General features: G+C 61.9%; 17 protein-coding genes and 1 pseudogene. 11 read left to right on the top strand and 7 right to left on the bottom strand.

What is annotated here, in order from left to right; translation table 11 throughout:
- Positions 1-159 precede the first annotated feature (159 nt).
- Together GSQ88_RS32260 and acnA are read right to left on the bottom strand one after the other, a co-directional pair.
- Positions 160-924, bottom strand: coding sequence for a DUF1223 domain-containing protein (locus tag GSQ88_RS32260; RefSeq protein ID WP_159012209.1), 765 nt, complete (start codon positions 922-924; stop codon positions 160-162).
- A 236-nt stretch (positions 925-1,160) separates the two neighbouring features.
- Positions 1,161-3,881 (bottom strand): aconitate hydratase AcnA, encoded by a 2,721-nt coding sequence (gene acnA, locus GSQ88_RS32255; protein ID WP_159012207.1) that lies wholly within the window; start codon positions 3,879-3,881, stop codon positions 1,161-1,163.
- Positions 3,882-4,116: 235 nt separating this feature from the next.
- Between acnA and ccmA the strand changes: the two genes are divergently transcribed.
- The 5 genes from ccmA to GSQ88_RS32230 all read left to right on the top strand — a co-directional run bounded on the left by ccmA (position 4,117) and on the right by GSQ88_RS32230 (position 7,285).
- The gene (ccmA, locus tag GSQ88_RS32250; protein ID WP_159012205.1) at positions 4,117-4,722 is read left to right on the top strand and encodes a heme ABC exporter ATP-binding protein CcmA; all 606 of its coding nucleotides are present in this window, start codon (positions 4,117-4,119) and stop codon (positions 4,720-4,722) included.
- Between the two features lie 256 nt (positions 4,723-4,978).
- Complete coding sequence (ccmB, locus tag GSQ88_RS32245; RefSeq protein WP_159012203.1) at positions 4,979-5,647, top strand: heme exporter protein CcmB; 669 nt, start codon at positions 4,979-4,981, stop codon at positions 5,645-5,647.
- 102 nt (positions 5,648-5,749) lie between these two features.
- Entirely contained in the window at positions 5,750-6,481 is a 732-nt protein-coding gene (locus GSQ88_RS32240; protein ID WP_159012766.1) for a heme ABC transporter permease, read from the top strand.
- Positions 6,482-6,485: 4 nt separating this feature from the next.
- Positions 6,486-6,665, top strand: coding sequence for a heme exporter protein CcmD (gene ccmD / locus GSQ88_RS32235; RefSeq protein ID WP_159012201.1), 180 nt, complete (start codon positions 6,486-6,488; stop codon positions 6,663-6,665).
- 8 nt (positions 6,666-6,673) lie between these two features.
- Positions 6,674-7,285, top strand: coding sequence for a DsbE family thiol:disulfide interchange protein (locus GSQ88_RS32230; RefSeq protein WP_159012765.1), 612 nt, complete (start codon positions 6,674-6,676; stop codon positions 7,283-7,285).
- Positions 7,286-7,387: 102 nt separating this feature from the next.
- Here GSQ88_RS32230 and GSQ88_RS32225 read toward each other — a convergent pair whose 3' ends face one another.
- Together GSQ88_RS32225 and ftsY are read right to left on the bottom strand one after the other, a co-directional pair.
- The gene (locus GSQ88_RS32225) at positions 7,388-7,990 is read right to left on the bottom strand and encodes a septation protein A (protein WP_159012199.1); all 603 of its coding nucleotides are present in this window, start codon (positions 7,988-7,990) and stop codon (positions 7,388-7,390) included.
- A complete protein-coding gene (gene ftsY, locus GSQ88_RS32220; RefSeq protein ID WP_159012197.1) occupies positions 7,991-8,938 on the bottom strand; it encodes a signal recognition particle-docking protein FtsY in 948 nt (315 codons plus the stop codon).
- Between the two features lie 28 nt (positions 8,939-8,966).
- Here ftsY and GSQ88_RS32215 point away from each other — a divergent pair, with 28 nt between their 5' ends.
- Both GSQ88_RS32215 and GSQ88_RS32210 read left to right on the top strand, forming a co-directional pair.
- Complete coding sequence (locus GSQ88_RS32215; RefSeq protein WP_174248170.1) at positions 8,967-9,689, top strand: RluA family pseudouridine synthase; 723 nt, start codon at positions 8,967-8,969, stop codon at positions 9,687-9,689.
- A gap of 136 nt (positions 9,690-9,825) precedes the next feature.
- The gene (locus GSQ88_RS32210; RefSeq protein ID WP_159012195.1) at positions 9,826-10,941 is read left to right on the top strand and encodes a DUF2336 domain-containing protein; all 1,116 of its coding nucleotides are present in this window, start codon (positions 9,826-9,828) and stop codon (positions 10,939-10,941) included.
- A 73-nt stretch (positions 10,942-11,014) separates the two neighbouring features.
- On the opposite strand, the gene mtaB is transcribed toward GSQ88_RS32210, so the two are convergent.
- Together mtaB and dapF are read right to left on the bottom strand one after the other, a co-directional pair.
- Positions 11,015-12,292, bottom strand: coding sequence for a tRNA (N(6)-L-threonylcarbamoyladenosine(37)-C(2))-methylthiotransferase MtaB (mtaB, locus tag GSQ88_RS32205; RefSeq protein WP_159012193.1), 1,278 nt, complete (start codon positions 12,290-12,292; stop codon positions 11,015-11,017).
- 3 nt (positions 12,293-12,295) lie between these two features.
- Positions 12,296-13,168, bottom strand: a complete 873-nt coding sequence (gene dapF, locus GSQ88_RS32200; RefSeq protein ID WP_159012192.1) for a diaminopimelate epimerase — start codon at positions 13,166-13,168, stop codon at positions 12,296-12,298.
- Between the two features lie 209 nt (positions 13,169-13,377).
- Between dapF and GSQ88_RS32195 the strand changes: the two genes are divergently transcribed.
- Both GSQ88_RS32195 and GSQ88_RS32190 read left to right on the top strand, forming a co-directional pair.
- On the top strand, positions 13,378-14,121 hold the full coding sequence (locus GSQ88_RS32195; protein ID WP_159012190.1) for a GyrI-like domain-containing protein: 744 nt from the start codon (positions 13,378-13,380) through the stop codon (positions 14,119-14,121).
- Positions 14,122-14,129: 8 nt separating this feature from the next.
- Positions 14,130-14,843: an SIMPL domain-containing protein gene (locus GSQ88_RS32190; protein ID WP_159012188.1), complete on the top strand. Its 714-nt coding sequence runs from the start codon at positions 14,130-14,132 to the stop codon at positions 14,841-14,843.
- A gap of 198 nt (positions 14,844-15,041) precedes the next feature.
- On the opposite strand, the pseudogene GSQ88_RS32185 reads toward GSQ88_RS32190, so the two are convergent.
- Positions 15,042-16,104, bottom strand: a pseudogene (locus GSQ88_RS32185) (MBL fold metallo-hydrolase).
- Between the two features lie 1,378 nt (positions 16,105-17,482).
- Here GSQ88_RS32185 and GSQ88_RS32180 point away from each other — a divergent pair.
- Positions 17,483-18,148, top strand: a complete 666-nt coding sequence (locus GSQ88_RS32180) for a hypothetical protein (RefSeq protein ID WP_159012185.1) — start codon at positions 17,483-17,485, stop codon at positions 18,146-18,148.
- A 263-nt stretch (positions 18,149-18,411) separates the two neighbouring features.
- Positions 18,412-19,962 (top strand): signal recognition particle protein, encoded by a 1,551-nt coding sequence (gene ffh / locus GSQ88_RS32175; RefSeq protein ID WP_159012183.1) that lies wholly within the window; start codon positions 18,412-18,414, stop codon positions 19,960-19,962.
- Positions 19,963-20,038 lie beyond the last annotated feature (76 nt).

The raw sequence follows: 20,038 nt of genomic DNA, 5'->3' as shown, positions 1-20,038 counted from the left end.
GCTGATTCGAAAGGGAGTCTGGCCACACGACCGCGCCGGTTGCATCAGCCCCGGTGCATCACCGCGCTGGATACCGGCTTAGACTCCAAGAAAACCTAGAGCGTTTTCGAGCGAAGTGGGTACCGGTTCGCGTCAAGAAAACGCGTCAAAACAAATGCTCTAGTGCAGCAGGGTATAGGCGGCGCCTAGCATCGGGCCGGGCTTTTCGCGATTGCCGTCCTGGACATAGACCGCCGCGGCATCGACGCCCTCACGGGAGATATTTTCCAGCGGCACGGTCCAACTGCTCTGACTGCCGTTCCAGTCACCCACCTTGAGCACGTTGCGCACGACGTTGTGGTAGGTGATCTCCTGGCCGCGATTTTCGCCGCGCGCGATCGAAATCGGCACCTCTTTCGAGACCGAACAAATCCATACCTCGCCGTGCATCGCGCCCAAACCATGGGGGGAAGCCGCGACCGAAACGTTGATTTGCTTGCCGGTCACCGTCATCGAAACCGGCACCGACATGACTTCACCGGCCCCATCGGTCTCGCCGATGGCGCCTTCGATGCCGGCGCGATCGCTTCCGATCACGTGAATGGACCCATTGACGACTGCCTGCGGCGTGTAGACGTCGCGATCGCCGCGCATGTGCGAATAGGCTTTCTGGCGTGCGCTGAACCGCGCATCCGCCAGGGTATCTTTCCAGCCGAGATAATCCCAGTAATCGATCGGCATGCTCAAGGTGATGATCGAGGGATCCCTCGCGAGTTCACCCATCAACTTGTCGGCGGGCGGACAGGACGAGCAACCTTGCGACGTAAACAGCTCCACCACCGCGCGCGGATCGGCCTCGGCTGGACGAATGACGGCGACAATCGCAACGATGCCAAGTGCACCGGACCATCGCGAAATACAATTAGTGGCTGCTATCGCTACCATGCTGGGAACCAGGAAACATCCACGCCGTCGTAACGGAGGCCGTTATTGCTAAAGTCGCTATTACCGAAGTCGCTATTGCCGAAGTCGTCGTTAACCTAACTCGCGGCAGCGCGACTGTCTCATACCGTGCGGACTTGATCGTATTGGCCTTCCTAACGCAAGAAGGCGGCCCTTCATAGGCCGCCTCTTGTTCACCCGCTACTCACTTCGCAGTGAGGCCCTGATCACATTCCGCGCTACGCCGCCAGTTTGCGCAGCACATACTGCAGAATCCCGCCGTTTCGATAATATTCGAGCTCGTCGAGCGTATCGATCCGGCATAGCAGCGATATGCGCTGCACTGCGCCATCGCCGGACGTGATCTCAGCCGTCAACTTCTGGCGCGGCTTCAGGTCTCCCTGCAACCCCCGTATTGTTACGGTCTCGTCGCCCTTCAGGCCGATCGACGTCCACGAGGCGCCTTCCTCGAAGGTCAGCGGCAGCACGCCCATGCCAACGAGATTGGAGCGATGGATGCGCTCGAAGCTCTGACAGATCACGGCGCGGACACCCAGCAACCGGGTGCCCTTTGCCGCCCAGTCGCGCGACGAACCGTTGCCGTATTCGGCACCGGCGAACACCACCAGCGGCACCTTCTCCTGCTGGTACTTCATCGCGGCATCGTAGATCGACATCTGCTCGCCGTCGGGCCAGTGCTTGGTCAAGCCACCTTCGGGAATATTGCCGTCGGCGCCCTTCAGCATGAAGTTCTTGATGCGGATGTTGGCGAAGGTGCCGCGCATCATGATTTCATGATTGCCGCGCCGCGTGCCGTATTGATTGAAATCGGCCGGGCGCACCTGATGCTCCGACAGATATTTTCCGGCAGGCGAGGTCAGCTTGATCGAGCCGGCCGGCGAGATGTGGTCGGTGGTGATCTTGTCACCGAACATCGCCAGGATCCGCGCATCGACCACGTCGACAATCGGCTCCGGCTCCATCTTCATGCCTTCGAAGTAAGGCGGGTTCTGCACGTAGGTCGAACTCATGTTCCAGCGATAGGTTTCGCTCTCGACGGTCTTGATCTTGCGCCAGTTGGTGTCGCCCTTGAACACATCGCCATAGCGCTTCTTGAAGATCGTGGCGGTCACGAACTTCTTCATCACCGCATTGATCTCTTTCGTGGTCGGCCAGATGTCCTTGAGATACACCGGCTTGCCGTCCTTGCCCTCGCCGATCGGCTCGACCGCGAGATCCTTGGTCACCGTTCCGGCCAGCGCGTAAGCCACCACCAGCGGCGGCGAGGCCAGATAATTGGCCTGCACATCGGGGCTGACGCGGCCCTCGAAGTTGCGGTTACCCGACAGCACAGCGGCACCGACGATACCGTTGTCGTTGATGGATTTGGAAATGTCCTCTTGCAGCGGGCCGGAGTTGCCGATGCAGGTGGTGCAGCCAAAACCGATCAGGTTGAAGCCGACCTTGTCGAGTTCGGCCTGCAGTCCGGAATTGGTGAGATACTCCGCGACCACCTGGCTGCCCGGCGCCAGCGACGTCTTGACCCACGGCTTTGCCTTGAGACCCCTCGCCGCGGCGTTGCGCGCCAGCAGGCCGGCACCGATCAGCACGCTCGGATTGGATGTGTTGGTGCAGGAGGTGATCGCCGCGATCACCACGTCGCCATGGCCGAGATCGAAATTGTGATTTTCGACCGCGAAGCGCTTCGAAGCTTCGCCGGGCTTTTTATATTCGCCCGCCAGCGCGGTACCAAAACCTTCGGCGACCGCCGGCAGCGCGACGCGGCCTTCGGGACGCTTCGGTCCGGCCATCGACGGCACCACGGCGGCGAGATCGAGCGTCAGCGTTTCCGTGAACACCGGATCGGCCGACTTGGCGGTGCGGAACAGGCCCTGCGCCTTGGCGTAAGCGGTCACCAGCGCGACGCGGTCGGCCTTGCGGCCCGAGGTCTTCAGATAATCGATGGTCGCGGCATCGACCGGGAAGAAGCCGCAGGTCGCGCCGTATTCCGGCGCCATGTTGCCGATGGTCGCCTTGTCCGCCACCGAGAGAAAATCGAGGCCGGGGCCAAAGAACTCGACGAACTTGCCGACCACGCCCTGCTTGCGCAGCATCTGCGTCACCGTGAGCACCAGGTCGGTCGCGGTGACGCCTTCCTTGAGCTGGCCTTTCAGTTTGAAGCCGATCACTTCCGGCAGCAGCATCGACAGCGGCTGGCCGAGCATCGCAGCTTCCGCCTCGATGCCGCCGACGCCCCAACCGAGCACGGCGAGGCCGTTGACCATCGTGGTGTGCGAGTCGGTGCCGACCAGCGAATCCGGATAGGCGATCTCGAAGGTGCCGGTCTTCTTGCCGACCGTCATCTTCTCCTTCTTGGTCCACACCGTCTGCGCGAGATATTCGAGATTGACCTGATGGCAGATGCCGGTGCCGGGCGGCACCACGGAGAAATTCGAGAACGCGCTCTGGCCCCATTTCAGGAACTCGTAGCGTTCCTGGTTCTGCTTGTATTCCTCGGCCACGTTCTTGCCGAATGCCTTGTTGTCACCGAAGAAGTTCACGATCACCGAATGGTCGATCACCAGATCGACCGGCACCAGCGGATTGATCTTCTCGGCATCGCCGCCGAGCGCCTGCATCGCATTACGCATCGCCGCCAGATCGACCACCGCCGGCACGCCGGTGAAATCCTGCATCAGCACGCGCGCGGGGCGGAACGCCACTTCATGCTCGAGCTTGCGCTTCTTCAGCCATTTCGAGACCGCGACGATGTCCTCTTTCTTGACGGTGCGGCCGTCTTCGTTGCGCAGCAGGTTTTCCAGCAGCACCTTCATGGAATAGGGAAGCTTGGAAATCCCCTTCAGACCATTCTTCTCGGCAGTGGGCAGGCTGTAATAGACGTAGGTCTTGGCGCCAACCTTGAGGGTCTTCTGGCATTTGAAGCTGTCGAGCGAGGTCATGTGAGGCAATCCCAATTTATCGTTGTACCCGGCAAGGGTATCTTGGTACCGTTGTCTTAGCTGGTCATGATGACTTGCGGCGCTAGATCGTGTGCGGCATCAAGTTCCGGCTTATAGAATCTTTTAGAAGCTTTCCAGTGGGGCCGCCACATCGACAAGCGTGTCGCGGCATCGCGCGACCGAAAAATTTGGCTGCGCTACCCACAGGATTCCTTAAGGGCTGTGAAGGGACAAGATGCGGCTCTCGGGGCGCGGTGTGAGATGTGTGCGAGGCGGCCGGGAGGTGCTCTCCGGGCTCGATTTCGAGGTCTCCGCTGGCGAGGCGCTGGCCGTCACCGGCCCGAACGGATCGGGCAAAACTTCGCTGCTGCGGATCCTGGCCGGCCTGCTCGCGCAAGCTGGCGGATCGATCGAACTCGAGGGCGGCGAGGACGAACTGACCCTGCCGGAGCAGTCGCATTATCTCGGCCATCGCGACGCGATCAAACCCGCCTTGAGCGCGCTGGAGAACCTGTCGTTCTGGCGGGATTTTCTGGGCGGCGAAGTCGGCAATCTTGAGCAAAGCCTGAGCCGGGTCGGGCTCGACCATGCCGCGCACCTGCCGGCGGCATATTTGTCAGCCGGGCAACGACGGCGGCTCTCGATCGCCCGGCTCCTGGCCGTGCGGCGGCCGATCTGGCTGCTGGACGAGCCGACCTCGGCGCTCGATGCCGCCGGACAGGCGTTGTTTGCGGATCTGACCCGCGACCACCTCGCGCGCGGCGGCCTTGTGGTTGCAGCAACCCATACACCGCTGGGGATCGAGGCGCGCGAGTTGCGGATCGGAGCAGTTGAGCAATGAGGCACTCCTCGCTGCACCCCCACCCCCGACCCCTCCCCGCAAGGGGGAGGGGAGATTACTCCGCGTCGCTTCCGCATGCTCCGTGGCCGAACGAGAAGTTTCTCCGCGCGAGGGAAGCGCTAAATCCGTTAACTCGAGACAACATTGCGTGTCTGGAGACGATGCCTCTGCTTCCCCCCTCCCCCTTGCGGGAAGGGGTCGGGGGTGGGGGTCAGCTTGCGATGGCGGCCAAGACCAAATCACGACGAGGCCGCGCATGACCACGCTCGCCGCGCTTGTCCGACGGGACATCCGGATCGCCTTACGTGTCGGTGGCGGGGCGCTGATCGGCGTGCTGTTTTTTTTGATTGTGGTGGTGCTGATGCCCTTCGCGATCGGACCCGATTTGGCGCTGCTGACCCGGCTGGGACCCGCGATCCTCTGGCTCGGCGCGCTGCTCGCAAGCCTTTTGACGCTGGACCGGCTGTTCATGGCCGACCACGAAGACGGCTCGCTCGACCTGATCGCGATGAGCCGGATGCCGCTGGAATTGACCTGCGCGGCCAAAGCGTTGGCGCATTGGCTTGCCGCCGGCCTGCCGTTGATCATCGCGACCCCGGTGCTCGGGCTGTTGTTGAATCTCGATGCCGGCGCGACCTTGGCCGTCGCGCTGACGCTGCTGGTCGGAACGCCGGCGCTGACATTTACCGGCATGATCGGCGCGGCGCTCGCGGTCACCTTGCATCGCGGCGGATTGTTGCTCGCGGTGCTGGTGCTGCCGCTGTCGATTCCGGTGCTGATTTTTGGCGTCGCAGCGTCGGAAGCCGCGATTTCCGGCCCATTGTCGTTTGGAACGCCGTTTTCGATCCTGTGCGCGCTCTCGCTGGTCAGCTTTGTCATAGGACCGTTTGCCGCAGCGGCAAGCCTGCGGCAGGGACTGGATTAAAATGGACTGGATTGATTGGACCCGACCGATCAAGGAATTGCGATGCCCAACCAATTGCCTGTGACGCCAGCGACGACTATCAGGATGCCCAAGGACTCCAATATGACGCTGATCGACCTCGCCAACCCCACCAGGTTCTTGTCGCTGACCGCACGTATCCTGCCGTGGCTTGCGGGAGCGACCGCGATCCTGCTCGCGATCGGCCTTTATCAATCCGCCATGGCGCCCGACGACTATCAGCAGGGCGCCACCGTCAAGATCATGTTCATTCACGTGCCCAATGCGTGGCTGTCGATGTTCGTCTGGGGCGTGATGAGTATCGCAGCCCTGGGCACGCTGGTGTGGCGGCATCCGCTGGCCGATGTCGCGGCCAAGGCCGCCGCCCCGATTGGTGCCGCCTTCACGTTTCTCGCACTGGTGACGGGCTCTTTGTGGGGACGGCCGATGTGGGGCACCTATTGGGAATGGGACGCCCGGCTGACCTCGGTCTTGATTTTGTTTCTGATGTATCTCGGCCTGATGGCGCTGTGGCGCGCGGTGGAGGACCCGTCCCGTGCCGCGCGCGCCGCCGCGATCCTTACGCTGGTGGGCGCGATCAACCTGCCGATCATCAAATTCTCGGTCGATTGGTGGAACACGCTGCATCAACCGGCGTCCGTATTCCGGATGGGCGGACCGACCCTCGACCGCGCCTTCTTGATGCCGCTGCTGGTGATGGCGGTGGCATTTTCGCTGCTGTTCATCACCTTGCATATCGCCGCGATGCGCAACGAGATTTTGCGCCGCCGGGTGCGCAGCTTGCAGATGATGCAAGCCAGCCAGCGTTCGGCGTGACGCGATGTCGCTGGGTCCCTATGCGTCCTTTATCGTGACTTCCTATGCACTGGTCACCGCGGTGGTGCTGTTGCTGATTGTCTGGGTCGCGATCGACTTTCGCCGGCAGAAGCAGCGCCTGCGCGAATTAGAGCAAAGCGGCGTCACTCGGCGTTCGGGGCGCACCGCTGCGGATATCAAATGACTGAACGAATGACCGAACCCACGACATCCAACGTCACGCCGTCCGAAGCGTCATCGCCGCGCCGGCTGTGGCTGATGGCTTTGCCGCTGGTCGGCTTTGTCGCATTGGCCGCCTTGTTCTGGTTCGGCTTGCGCGAGGGCGATCCGTCGCGAATCCCCTCCGCCCTGATCGGCCACGCCGCGCCGCAAACCGCGCTGCCGGCGCTGGACGGCCTCGTCAATAACGGCGCGCAAGTGCCCGGACTCGACCCCGCTTTGTTCAAGGGCAAGGTCAGCGTCGTCAATGTCTGGGCCTCATGGTGCGTGCCGTGCCACGACGAAGCGCCCTTGCTGACCAAGCTCGGCCAGGACAAGCGGCTGCAACTGGTCGGCATCAACTACAAGGACGCCCCCGACAACGCCCGGCGCTTTCTCGGACGTTACGGCAATCCGTTCGGCATCGTCGGCGTCGACGGCAACGGCCGCGCCGCGATCGAATGGGGCGTCTACGGCGTGCCGGAGACTTTCATCGTCGGGCGCGCCGGCACCATCGTCTACAAGCTGGTAGGCCCGGTGACGCCTGAGAATTTTGATGTCGTGCTGAAGGCCGAGATCGAAAAGGCGCTGAAGGCGGGTGGGTAGACGTCATTGCGAGCGCAAGCGAAGCAATCTAGGGCCGCACAGAAAACTGGATTGCTTCGTCGCAATGACGGCTTTAGCGCAAGCGCGGGACGACAGAGAGGCTCACCCCTTCGTCACGTCGCCCGCTTCGGCCTCGCTTGCCTCCAGCGACACCGGTTCCAGGCTGTAGCGCTTGATCAGCGGCATCTGGGTGATCGCAAACAGCATGACCAGCGGTGTCACGCCGAATACCTTGAAGTTCACCCAGAAATCGGTGGTCTGGGTGCGCCAGACGATCTCGTTCAGGATCGCCATCGCGAAGAAGAACAGCGCCCAGCGCAAGGTCAGCATCCGCCAGCCCTGCGGCGTCAGGTTGAACATCTGGTCGAACATGATGGCGATAAAGGATCGGCCGAACAACAGCCCGCCGCCGAGGATCGCGGCGAACAGGCCATAGATGATGGTCGGCTTGACCTTGATGAAGGTCTCATCGTGCAGCACCAGCGTCAGCGTGCCGAATACGATGACGATAACGCCGGTGATAACAGCCATGATCGGCACATGCCGCGTCACCATATAGGACGCGATCATCGCGACGATCACCGCGGCCATGAACGCGCCGGTCGCCACGAACAGATGGAATTTGGCGTTGGCGATGAAGAACACCAGCAGCGGGCCGAGTTCGGTCGCGAGCTTGAACAGCGGATGGGGCTGCTTCTTGTCCATTTAACTTTCAATCCCTGCGATCGCCTGAGCGAAATCCCTTGCCGTGAATGGCGCGAGATCTTCGATGCCTTCGCCGACACCGATGAAGTGTACCGGCAGTTTGAATTTTTCCGCCAGCGCCACCAGAATGCCGCCGCGCGCGGTGCCGTCGAGTTTTGTCATCACCAGACCTGTGACGCCAGCGGTACGGTGAAAGGCCTCGACTTGCGACAACGCATTTTGTCCCACCGTGGCGTCGAGCACCAACAGCACGGCATGCGGCGCCGAGGCGTCGACTTTTTTCAGAACGCGAACGACCTTTTCGAGTTCTTTCATCAGCTCCGCCTTGTTCTGCAACCGGCCGGCGGTATCGATCAGCAGCACATCGAACTTGCCCTGGCGCGCCTCGGTGAGCGCTGTAAAGGCAAGGCTCGCGGAATCCGAACCCTGCGCGCCCGCGACAACCGGCGATTTGGTGCGCTCACCCCAAATTTTGAGCTGCTCGATCGCCGCCGCGCGAAAGGTGTCGCCGGCCGCCAGCATCACCTTGCGGCCCTCCGCGCTCAGTTCGGCGGCAAGCTTGCCGATGGTGGTGGTCTTGCCCGAGCCATTGACGCCGACCACGAGGATCACGAACGGCTTTTGCGCGGCATCGATCACCAGCGGTTTGGCCACCGGCGCCAGCACCTTCTCCACCTCGGTCGCGACCACGGCTTTGACGTCGTCGGCCGAGATCGCCTTGTCATAGCGGCCGACGCCGACCGCGGCCGCGATCCGCGCCGCCACCTCGGTGCCGAGATCGGCACGCAGCAGCACGTCCTCGATATCCTCGAGCATCGCGCGGTCGAGCTTGCGTTTGGTGACGAGATCGGCGACCGCGGAACCCAGCGAACTCGAGGTTCGCTTCAGTCCGCTCGACAGCCGCCGCCACCAGCTCAGTTTGGTCTTTTCCGGAGTGGTATCGCTCATGTTGGGGGTGTGTTAGCGGTTTCGCGCCATGAACGAAAGTCACAACGAACGCCTTGATGTTCCCGCATTGACGGCGGAAGAAATCCAGGCCCGCGTGCTCCATCGCGACGGGCTGATGCTGGTGATCGACAAGCCGGCCGGGCTGCCGGTGCATCGCGGGCCCAAGGGCGGCGCCAACCTGGAATCCTCGTTCGACGCGCTGCGATTCGGCCTGCCGCGCCCTCCGGTGCTGGCCCACCGGCTCGACCGCGATACGTCCGGCTGCCTGGTGCTCGGCCGTCATCGCAAGGCGACCGCCTCGCTCGGCCTGCTGTTCAAGCATGGCAAAATTTCCAAAACCTATTGGGCGGTGGTCGAAGGCGGCCCGGCCGAGGACGAGGGCACCATCGACATGCCGCTCGGCCGCCTCAATGCCGAGCGCGGCTGGTGGCAGAAGCCGGACCCGGAAGGGCAAAAGGCCGTCACAAACTGGAAAGTATTGGGCCGTGGTAATGGCCTCAGCTGGCTCGCGATGGAACCCGTGACCGGCCGCACCCATCAATTGCGGGTGCATTCATCTGCCTCGGGCTGGCCGATTGTCGGTGACAATATTTACGGCAACGGTCCGCGCTTCGGCGAGCCGACCCTGCATCTGCATTCCCGCGGCATCGTGATCCCGATCTCGAAAAACAAGGATCCGATAAGCGTAGTGGCACCCGCGCCGGCGCATTTGCACGAACGGCTCAAGGCCTGCGGCTGGAACGGCCAGTAGTTCTACGGTGCAGTTCTCCGGTGCGGGTGCGACATCTGCGACCTCGCGACATTGCTAAACTTTTACCGAACCTTCAGGGGTTCGTCCTACACCAGAGCGTTGGCCGAGAACGGCCCCCAATGGCTCAGGACGAGCAATGCTGCACCCCGCGCGATCGATCGTCGATGAAGTCGAAGCCGCGATCAAAATCGGTTCCCCCGAAAAAGGCCTGGAGACCGTCAAGCGCGTCACCGAGCTTTTCCTGCTCTCCGCCGGCAGCCTGAACGCCGAACAGATCGAGTTGTTCGACGACGTACTCGAGCGCCTGATCAAGACCATCGAGCTTCGCGCCATCGCCGATGTCAGCGCGCGGATCGCGCTGGCCGAAATGAGCGAACAACTGGCGCCCATTGCACAGGCGCCGCCCACCGTGATCCGCCGCCTCGCGCATCATGACGAGATCACCGTCGCCGGCCCGGTCTTGAGCGAATCTCCCCGTCTGAGCCCGGAAGACCTGGTCGAAATCGCGCAGACCAAAGGCGAGCCGCATCTGCTGGCGATTTCCGGGCGCTGGTGGTTGCAGGAAGTCGTCACCGACGCGCTGTTGGCCCGCCATTATCCATCGGTGAGCCGCCGGCTCGTCAAAAATCCCGGCGCGCGGGTTTCGGCAAACGGGTTTGCCGTGGTGGTGGCGCAAGCTGAATCCGATCCCGAGCTCGCGGTCGAGACCGGGATCCGGGTCGATCTGCCGCCGCAGCTTCGTCATCGACTGCTGCGCGATGCGACGGAGGCGGTCCGGGCGCGGCTGTTGTCACGCGCACCGGCCCATATTTTCGAAGAAATTCGCAGCGCGATCGCCAATGTCTCGGCCGGCGTCGAGCGCGAAATGTCGGTGGCGCGCGACTTTACCTCGGCCAGGCGTTTTGTGGCGCAGCTCAAGGACAGCGGCAAACTCACTGAAGCGGCCGTGTTGGCCTTTGCCAAGGCGCGAAAATATGAAGAGACCGTCGCGGCGCTCGCCGTGTTGTCGAAATCCACCATCGAGGTCATTCGTTCCTTGATGCAAAGCCTTCGCGACGACGGTATCCTGGTTCCCTGCAAGGTCGCAGGGCTGAGCTGGGAGACCACGGGCGCGATCCTGGAGTGCCGCTATTCGACCGGCTCGATCGGGCTGCATGAACTGGCCAAGGCCAAGGCCGAATACGCCAAGCTCGCCGCCGACAACGCCCATCGCCTGCTTCGATTCTGGCAGGTCAAGTCGACCTCGCATTAGTCTTTTGTTTTGACGCGTTTTCTTCACGCGAACCGGTGCCCGCTTCGCTCGAAAACGCTCTGACCGGCGCGGCTTACGCCACCGCCGTCAATCGCGCGCCGTCGTTTCCGCTGATGGTCAATTTCCGTACCGCGCCCGGCGTCTCGCCGCTGATATCGACCGGAATGAAATGTTCGGTGCGGCCCTGCACCGCACTTTCGATCAACACGCTGCGCTGATGGCCTAGCTCCGACACCAGCCGCCGCGTCAATGCCGCCTCGCCTGCCGCCCGCAAGCGCCCGGCGCGCTGCTTGATGACATCGCCCGCCACTTGCGGCATCCGCGCCGCCGGCGTGCCCGGTCGTTTCGAATAGGGAAAGACGTGCAGGAAGGTGAGACCGCATTCATCGACCAGATCCTGCGAGCGCGCGAACATCTCCTCGGTCTCGGTCGGAAAGCCGGCGATGATATCGGCGCCGAGCGCGATGTCCGGCCGCAACCGCCGCACCTGCGCGCAAAATTCGATCGCATCGCCTCTGGAATGGCGCCGCTTCATCCGCTTCAGGATCAAATCGTCGCCGGATTGCAGCGACAGATGCAGATGCGGCATCAGGCGTTCATCGTCGGATATCACGTCGAGCAGATCGCGATCAACCTCGATGGAATCGATAGAGGAAATCCGCAACCGTTTCAATTCCGGCACATGACGCAGGATCTGCTTGGTCAGTTGGCCGAGTTTCGGCTCGCCCGGCAGATCCGCGCCGTAACTGGTGAGATCGACCCCGGTCAGCACGATCTCGGCATGGCCGCGCGCGACCAGCGCGCGGACCTGGTCGACCGCGGCGCCCATCGGCACCGAGCGCGAATTGCCGCGGCCATAGGGGATGATGCAAAACGTGCAACGGTGGTCGCAGCCATTCTGCACCTGCACGAACACCCGTGGCAGACCTGCCTTGAATCCATCCAGCAGATGCGGCGCCATTTCGGTGACCAACATGATGTCGGCGACCGCGATCTTCTCGCTGTCGCCGATGCCGAATGCCGGCGCACGCTCGAACACCGCGCGCGCCGCACGCCACGCCTCCCCGCGCATCTTGTCGTCATTGCCGACGACGCGATCGACCTCGGCCATGTCGGCAAACATCTGGGCCTGGGTCTGCGCCGCGCATCCGGTGACGACGATCCGCGCACCGGGCCGTTCGCGCTTGATGCGCCGGATCGATTGCCGGGCCTGCGCCACAGCCTCATTGGTCACAGCGCAACTGTTGATCACGACGGTATCGACCAGGCCCGCTCTCTCGGCCTCGCGCGCGATTACCTCGGATTCAAAGGCGTTGAGGCGGCAGCCAAAGGTAACGACTTCGACGCCCATCACTTAAGCGACGGACGCAAACAAAGCGGGATCGAAGCGGCCCTCATACTCAAAGGTCGCGGTGCCCGTCATCAACACATGGTCGTCACGCTCGCGCCATTCGATCGCGAGGTCGCCGCCGGGCAGCGCGATATTGACGATGCGATTGGCGCGCCTGAGCCTTGCCGCCGCCACCGCGGTCGCACAAGCCGCCGAGCCGCAGGCCTTGGTGAGCCCGGCGCCACGTTCCCAGGTGCGGATCGTGATGTGATCGCGGTCGACGATATGCGCCAGCGTGATATTGGCGCGCTCCGGGAAGATCGGGTGATTTTCCAGCAGCGGCCCAAACCGCGCGAGATCATAGCCGTTGACGTCGTCGACCCAGAAGATCGCATGCGGGTTGCCCATCGAGACCACCGATGGCGAATGCAGCAGCGGGGCATCGATCGGCCCAACCTGCAATTCGATATAGCGGGTGTCGCGAAATTCTTCGGCGAGCGGAATATCCTTCCAGCCGAATTTCGGCGGACCCATGTCGATCGTATAGAGATCGGCGGAGGGGCCCTGCCAGCAATTCAACAGGCCGGCTGCGGTCTCGAAGGTGGCGCTGGCCTGGCCGGTGTTCTCGAACAGCCGGCGCACGACGCAGCGCATGCCGTTGCCGCAGGCGCCGGCTTCCGAGCCGTCATTGTTGTAGATTCGGATGAAGGCCTCGGTGCCCGGCAGCCGCGGCGGCTGCAGCACCATCAACTGGTCGAACGGAACCCCGGCGGGCGAAGCAACCGCGCGCGCTTCCGCCGGCGTCACCGCGGCGGGCTTGTCACGCAGATCGACCACGACGATTTCGTTGCCGATCCCGTTCATCTTGGCAAACGCGTGGTTGGCGAGCGCGCTCATGAAATATCCCGATTTATGCCTGCCTTATATGGCCAGTGATGCCGAATTGGCCAGCCTCCGCCGCAGAGGCGCATGACGTATCTGTCATGGGACGAGAAACGAACTTGCGTGTTAGGTATGGCTATGCTTCGCGAGATTGGGCCGGGACAAGCCACGCAAAGCGGATATGCCATGTCAGATGTCATGTCAGATGCCTTGGAGAACATTGGATGAATTCGATTCGCCGTTTCCGCTCTGCCTTGGTCGCGCTGGTATCGGTAGCCGCGATTTCGCTTGGTTTCGCCCCCGCGCTGGCGCAATCGCCGCCGGCCGCGAGCCCTGCTGCTGCGAGCCCTGCGGCCACCCCGGCTGCTGCCGCGACCCCGACACCGGCCCCCACCCCGGCTCCCTCGGCAACGCCGGTCCCGCCGCCAGCCGAAAACAAATCGCCAGCCGATAGCCCCGCGGCATCCCAGAGCCCTGCGCCGCCGCCGGTCGCGCCGGTCCAGACCGCGGATCCGTTCGGCGAGGAAATCGCGCTGACGCCGAAAAAGGTCGTGATCCTCAAGGGCACCGCCAATTGGGATTCGGCGTTCGACACCTTGATGGAGTCGTTCAAGTCGCTAACGGCCCTGCTCGACAAGCAGAGCATTGCGCGATCGGGCAATCCGATGATCGTCTACACCTCGACCGACGATACCGGGTTCACTTACCTCGCGGAGATGCCGGTCGATCAGGAGCCGAAGAACCTGACCAAAGACATGAGCCTCGGCAAATCCCCCGAAGGCAAAGCGCTGAAGTTTGTCCATCGCGGCTCCTACGACAACATGGACAACACCTACGAGGCCATCACCAACCACCTCGACGACAAGAAACTCGAGGCCAAGGATACTTTCATCGAGGAATACATCACCGATCCCCTGAAGACCGCGGAGGACAGACTGGTGATCAACGTGTTTGTGCCACTGAAATGAGGACAATCATGAACCCTGCGCGACACACCGCATGGCTCGCCGCCGCCATCGGCGCCAGCGCGTTGCTGGCGACGCCGGCCTTGGCGCAGACCGATTTCCCACCGGCGATCACCGTCTCGGGCGAAGCCGCGATATCGGTGGCGCCAGATCTGGCGCAGGTCGAGGCCGGCGTCACCTCGGACGGCAAGACCGCGCGCGAGGCCTCCGAGGCCAACAACGTCACGATGGGCAAAGTGCTGCTGGCGCTGAAGGCCGCGGGCATCGATGCCAAGGATATCCAGACCTCGCGGCTGTCGCTGCAGCCGCAAAGCGCGCCGAACCGCAGCACCACCAATGCCATCGTCGGCTACCGCGCCAGCAACCAGGTCACGGTGCGGTTGCACGACGTCACCAGGGTCGCGAGCACCATCGACCTTCTGGTCGGCGCCGGCGCCAACGATATCGGCGGCATCAATTTCATGGTGTCGCAGGCCTCGAAGCTGCTGGATGACGCCCGCGAACAGGCCGTCGCCGACGCCCGCCGCAAGGCCGATATCTACGCCAAAGCCGCCGGCGTCACGCTCGGCGCGCCGCTCAGCATCTCCGAAGAAGGCTCCCCGGGCCCGGTGTTCCGCGGCAAGATGATGGCCGTAGCGCCGATGGCGATAACGCCCGTCGCACAAGGCGAACAGACACTTTCGGTGAACGTGAGCGTGTCCTGGACGATCAAGCCGGGGCAGTAGTTTTTATCGGTCGTGCAGGCGAAGAAGCCTAAGCAGCTATCTCGGACGTCATCCTGAGGAGCGGCGTCTTCGCCGCGTCTCGAAGGATGATGTTCAGCTCCGTGCTTGCTGCCATCCTTCGAGGCTCGCAAGAGCTCGCACCTCGGGATGCCGTCGAAATAGCTTCACAGCCTCGTTCGCCGGGACGACGAAGAAAAATTAGATCTCCAACACCTGCCCCGGCTTGAGCGCGACAAACCGCTCGCGAGGAATTTTGGCTTCATCGAGTGCGGCGCCCAACGCCTCGGCCGGCGCCTCGATCGCTTCATCGGTCAGTTGAAAGGTGCCGTGATGATGCGCCAGCGCCTGTTGCGCGCCGCAATCGGCCAGGGCCTTCACGGCATCTGACGGATTCATGTGCTGATCGCGCATGAACCAGCGTGGCTCGTAAGCCCCAATGGGCAGCAGCGCCAGCCGCAGCGGCCCATGGGCTTCCCGCACGTTGCGAAAATGCTTGCCGTCGCCATAGCCGGAATCGCCAACGATGTAGATTTTTCCCGCCGGCGTCTCCAGGACAAAACTCGCCCACAGCGCCTTGTTGCGGTCGAACAATCCGCGCGCCGTCCAGTGCCGCGTCGGCACCAAAGTCGCCGCAACGTGATGGCCGAGCTCGACGCGGTCGTGCCAATCGAACGCCTCGGCTTTGATCGCGCGATCAGCCGCGCGCATGGTGATGTCGTTGCCGAGCGGCGTGATCACCCGCGGCGAGAATTTCGCGGCAAGCTTCGACAGCGTTGCGAGATCCAGATGATCGTAATGGCCGTGCGACACCAGCACGATATCGATCGGCGGCAATTTGTCGAACGCGATGCCGGGATCGTTGTGACGCTTCGGCCCGGCGAAGGCCATTGGCGAGGCGCGTTCCGACCAAACGGGGTCCGCCAGGATATTCAGCCCCGCGGTCTGGATCAGCCAACTGGCATGGCCGACAAACGAGACCCGCATTCGCTCGCCCTCGACGCGCGGCGGCGGCGTATCGGCATACGGGCTCGGCACCCATTCTGGCCACTTTCCGCGCTTCCGGCCGCTACCAAGCTGCCAGCGCAGTACCTCCCTGAGAGATTTTGGCGGCGATCCATCGGGATCGAAGAAATGCGTGCCGTCGAAATGGTCGGAGACCGGGCCGGCGTAGGTTTTCATGGGGGAGCATCCAGAACGACGGCACGCCGATCACAACGGCGGCTCCAGCGAGCAGTCCGAGAGGGCGGCGGCGGGGCGAGATTCACAAGTGGGACGAGACTCGCTGCGTAAATTCAACGCAGATCTGCAGGAGCGCCCTGAACGTTTCAAAAACAAGCGAAGTCTGGTAGTACACCGATGCCCGCCTAGGCAGCATCCCTTCTGGAAGGGGACGCGCGGTGTACTAACCAGCTTCTCGGCTCGGGTTGGAATCTCCGCCGTGATCGTCGTGTATCATTGACCGCCGTCGTCCGCAAGGATGGCGGCGGTCTTCTTTTAGCCTGCACCAAGTAAAGTTGCCTGATTTTGGAATTTAGATAGCTATTTGGCCCAGCATATAAAGTTAGTGACCGCTCGGAGCTGAGAACCGCTCGCTCCAATATGATGGGTCGATGGGCACTGGGGCTCTGGTCTGGTCGACCGCCGCACATGAATGCAGGGCACTAACCAACTAGGCTGAGTCAGTTTCAGCTGATTTCAGAGATTTTTATCCGCCCGGAGTTCAATCTGGAGACCACGGCTGGGTGCTCGACGCCTGGCGCGGGTTCGGTGCGATGAGGCGTCTGAATTCTTACCTGCCTGGCGGCCGACCTCGACTGAGGCATCTTAGGAGTATAACTCAGTTTATGTACGTACATGCGCGAAATATAAGTCATATTAACAAGGAAGATAGGCCTACTTAAGAATCTGAGGCGGAGCGGCAGATCGCGGCGTCCGGCGCGATGCGGATGCTGGGCGCAGATCGGGCCGGACTGCAGCACCTGAATGTGGGGCGCCAACCAACTAGGCGAGTCGATTTCAGCTGAATTTAGAGATTTTCGTCGGCCTGGGGTTCAATCCGGAGACCATGGCTGGGTGCTCGACGCCTGGCGCGGGTTCGGTGCGATGAGGCGTCTGAATTCTTACCTGCCGGGCGGCCGACCTCGACTGAGGCATCTTAGGAGTATAACTCAGTTGATGTACGTGCATGCGCGAAATATAAGTCACATTAACAAGGAAGACGGGCCTACTTAAGAATCTGAGGCGGAATGGCAGATCGCGGCATCCGGCGCGATGCGGATGCTGGGCGCAGATCGGGCCGGACTGCGACACCTGAATGTGGGGCGCCAACCAACTAGGCGAATCGATTTTCGCCGATTTCAGGGGTTTTAATTGACCCAAGGTTCAACTTAGAGACCTATGGCTGGAAACTCGACGCCCACTGTCGGCTCAAGAGATTAGGCGGGGCGCGTCCGTTCTGCGCCTCGACGTCAAGTCGATGTAGCTATATAATGAGCTATCTATAGCCGTTTTAGCTAGACTTTTTGGGTCAACCCCTATATGTACCAATTCTTATCGAATATTGTTGGGAGGCTGCCTTGGCTGTTTCGAAGAAAAGGAGTCCTAGTTACCCTAGAATTAGCCTCACCCGAGCGCTCGATATGGTTGATAGAATTTATCAAGCCGCGTTCGATTCTGCCATCGATACTGAAACTTCCCTGAAATTAATGGGTTTTCAAGGGCAATCGGGGCCATCAACTGCGGCTCTGTCATCTATAAAGCAATACGGTCTAATCGAAGGACGGGATCAAGCTATTAAAGTCACACCTTTGGCAGTTAGGATTCTCCATCCATCGAATGACGAGGAAAAAAGCTCAGGTTTGAGAGAGGCCGCTTCGAATCCTCGATTCTATGCAGATATTGAGAAACAATTCGGCGGCCGAATACCGGGAGATCAGGTTCTAAAATCTCAATTGGTTCGTTCACACGGATTCAATCCGAATGGCGCCGACGACTTCATTCGGGTTTTGAAAGAGAACAGGGCATTCATGGAAATGCCGGAGCGTATTGAGGATGGACACACAACGGAACGGGAAGATTCGACGCCTCAACCAGCTTTGAGCAGCAGTCGACCCCTCCATAATTCGGTGAGAATGACATCGCCTCAATTGGGGTCGATCGGTGAGGAATCCTTGCGATTTCGAGTTTCTCCGGAATGTGTTGTCTCGATATTCTTTAGCGGACCCGTTTCTCGTCATGCCATTGAAAAATCGATACAATACTTGGAGTTAGCCAAGGAAAACTATTCAGACCCGCCTGACGATTGATTTGACACGTTGACAGTAATTTCCTAGGTCTCTGCTAATTCTCGAAAAGACGTTCTTTTCGACCCGCCGCCCGGCCCTTGAGGCCGGAGGTCAACGCCCGACAGCGCGATGCGCCCTCGGGCGCAAAAGTGTTTGGAATACCCTCATCCTGAGGAGCCGCGAAGCGGCGTCTCGAAGGATGAGGCCAAGGTGGTCGCCGCCACCTTTCGAGACGCAGGCTAACGCCTGCTCCTCAGGGTGAGGGCCGCAACAGGACGACGCAATTGTTCGACAATCTGTCGGAAAAACTTGGTGGCATTCTCGACCGTCTGACGGGCCGCGGCTCGCTGTCCGAGGCGGACGTCGATGCCGCGATGCGCGAAGTGCGCCGCGCGCTGCTCGAAGCCGACGTCTCGCTCGAGGTGGTCCGCAGCTTCATCGACAAAGTCCGCGAGCAGGCGGTCGGCGCCACCGTGGTCAAATCGGTGACGCCGGGCCAGATGGTCGTCAAGATCGTTCACGACGAACTGGTCGCGATGCTCGGCTCAGACGGCCAGACCATCGATTTCAACGCGGTACCGCCGGTTGCGATCATGATGGTCGGCTTGCAGGGCTCCGGCAAAACCACCACCACGGCAAAACTCGCCCGGCGCCTGACCCAGCGCGACAAGCGCAAGGTGCTGATGGCCTCGCTCGACGTCTATCGCCCGGCGGCGATGGAGCAGTTGGCGGTTTTGGGCCGCGACCTCGACATCCAGACCTTGCCGATCGTGGCCGGCCAGAAGCCGCCGCAGATCGCGCGCCGCGCGATGGAAGCGGGCAAGCTCGGCGGCTACGACGTGGTGCTGCTCGACACCGCCGGCCGCACCACGCTCGACGAAGAAATGATGAGCGAAGCGGCGGAAATCAAAGCCACCGCCAATCCGCATGAAGTGTTGCTGGTCGTGGACTCCCTGACCGGCCAGGACGCGGTCAATCTGGCGCGGTCGTTCGACGAGCGTGTCGGCCTCACCGGCATCGTGCTGACGCGGGTAGACGGCGATGGCCGCGGCGGCGCGGCGCTGTCGATGCGCGCGGTCACCGGCAAGCCGATCAAGCTGATCGGCACCGGCGAAAAGACCGATGCGCTGGAAGATTTTCATCCGAGCCGGATCGCCGGCCGCATTCTCGGCATGGGCGACGTGGTGTCGCTGGTCGAGAAGGCCGCGGCCAATATCGACGCCGAAAAGGCCGCGCGCGTCGCCGAAAAGATGCGCAAGGGTCAGTTCGACCTCTCCGACATGCGCGAGCAGTTGCTGCAGATGGCCAATATGGGCGGCATCAGCGGGCTGATGGGCATGATGCCGGGCATCGCGAAAATGAAGAACCAGATCGCCAATGCCGGGCTCGACGACAAAGTCCTCAAGCGCCAGGTCGCAGTGATCGATTCGATGACGCGCCAGGAGCGCAAGAACCCCGATGTCCTCAAGGCCAGCCGCAAGAAGCGCATCGCCGCCGGCGCCGGGCTGAAGGTCGAGGAAGTCAACAAGCTGCTGAAGATGCACCGCAACATGGCCGACATGATGAAGGCCATGGGTTCCGGCAAGCGCGGCCCGATGGCCGGCATCGCGCAGGCGATGGGTTTCGGCGGTGGCGGCGGCATGCCGTCGCCCGAACAGTTGAAGGCGCTGCAGGAAAAAATGCCGGGCGGCGCCGGTGGCATGCCGGCACTGCCGAAAGATCTTCCCGGAGGCTTGCGCGGCGGCCTGCCAAATTTGCCCGGGCTCACCGGCATCAGCGGCAAACCCAACCTGCCGGGTCTCGGCGGCTTTCCCGGATTGGGGAAGAAGAAATGACCTCTTCCGTCATTGCGAGCCACCGGGTCCGGCCTCTGGCCGGCCCGATGACAGGCTCCGCGAAGCAATCCAGGAC

The organism is Bradyrhizobium sp. S69, from assembly GCF_009766005.1.
GTDB lineage: Bacteria > Pseudomonadota > Alphaproteobacteria > Rhizobiales > Xanthobacteraceae > Bradyrhizobium.
Note: the sequence above shows the minus strand (reverse complement) of the source record. Positions and strands in the feature narration are given on the sequence as shown.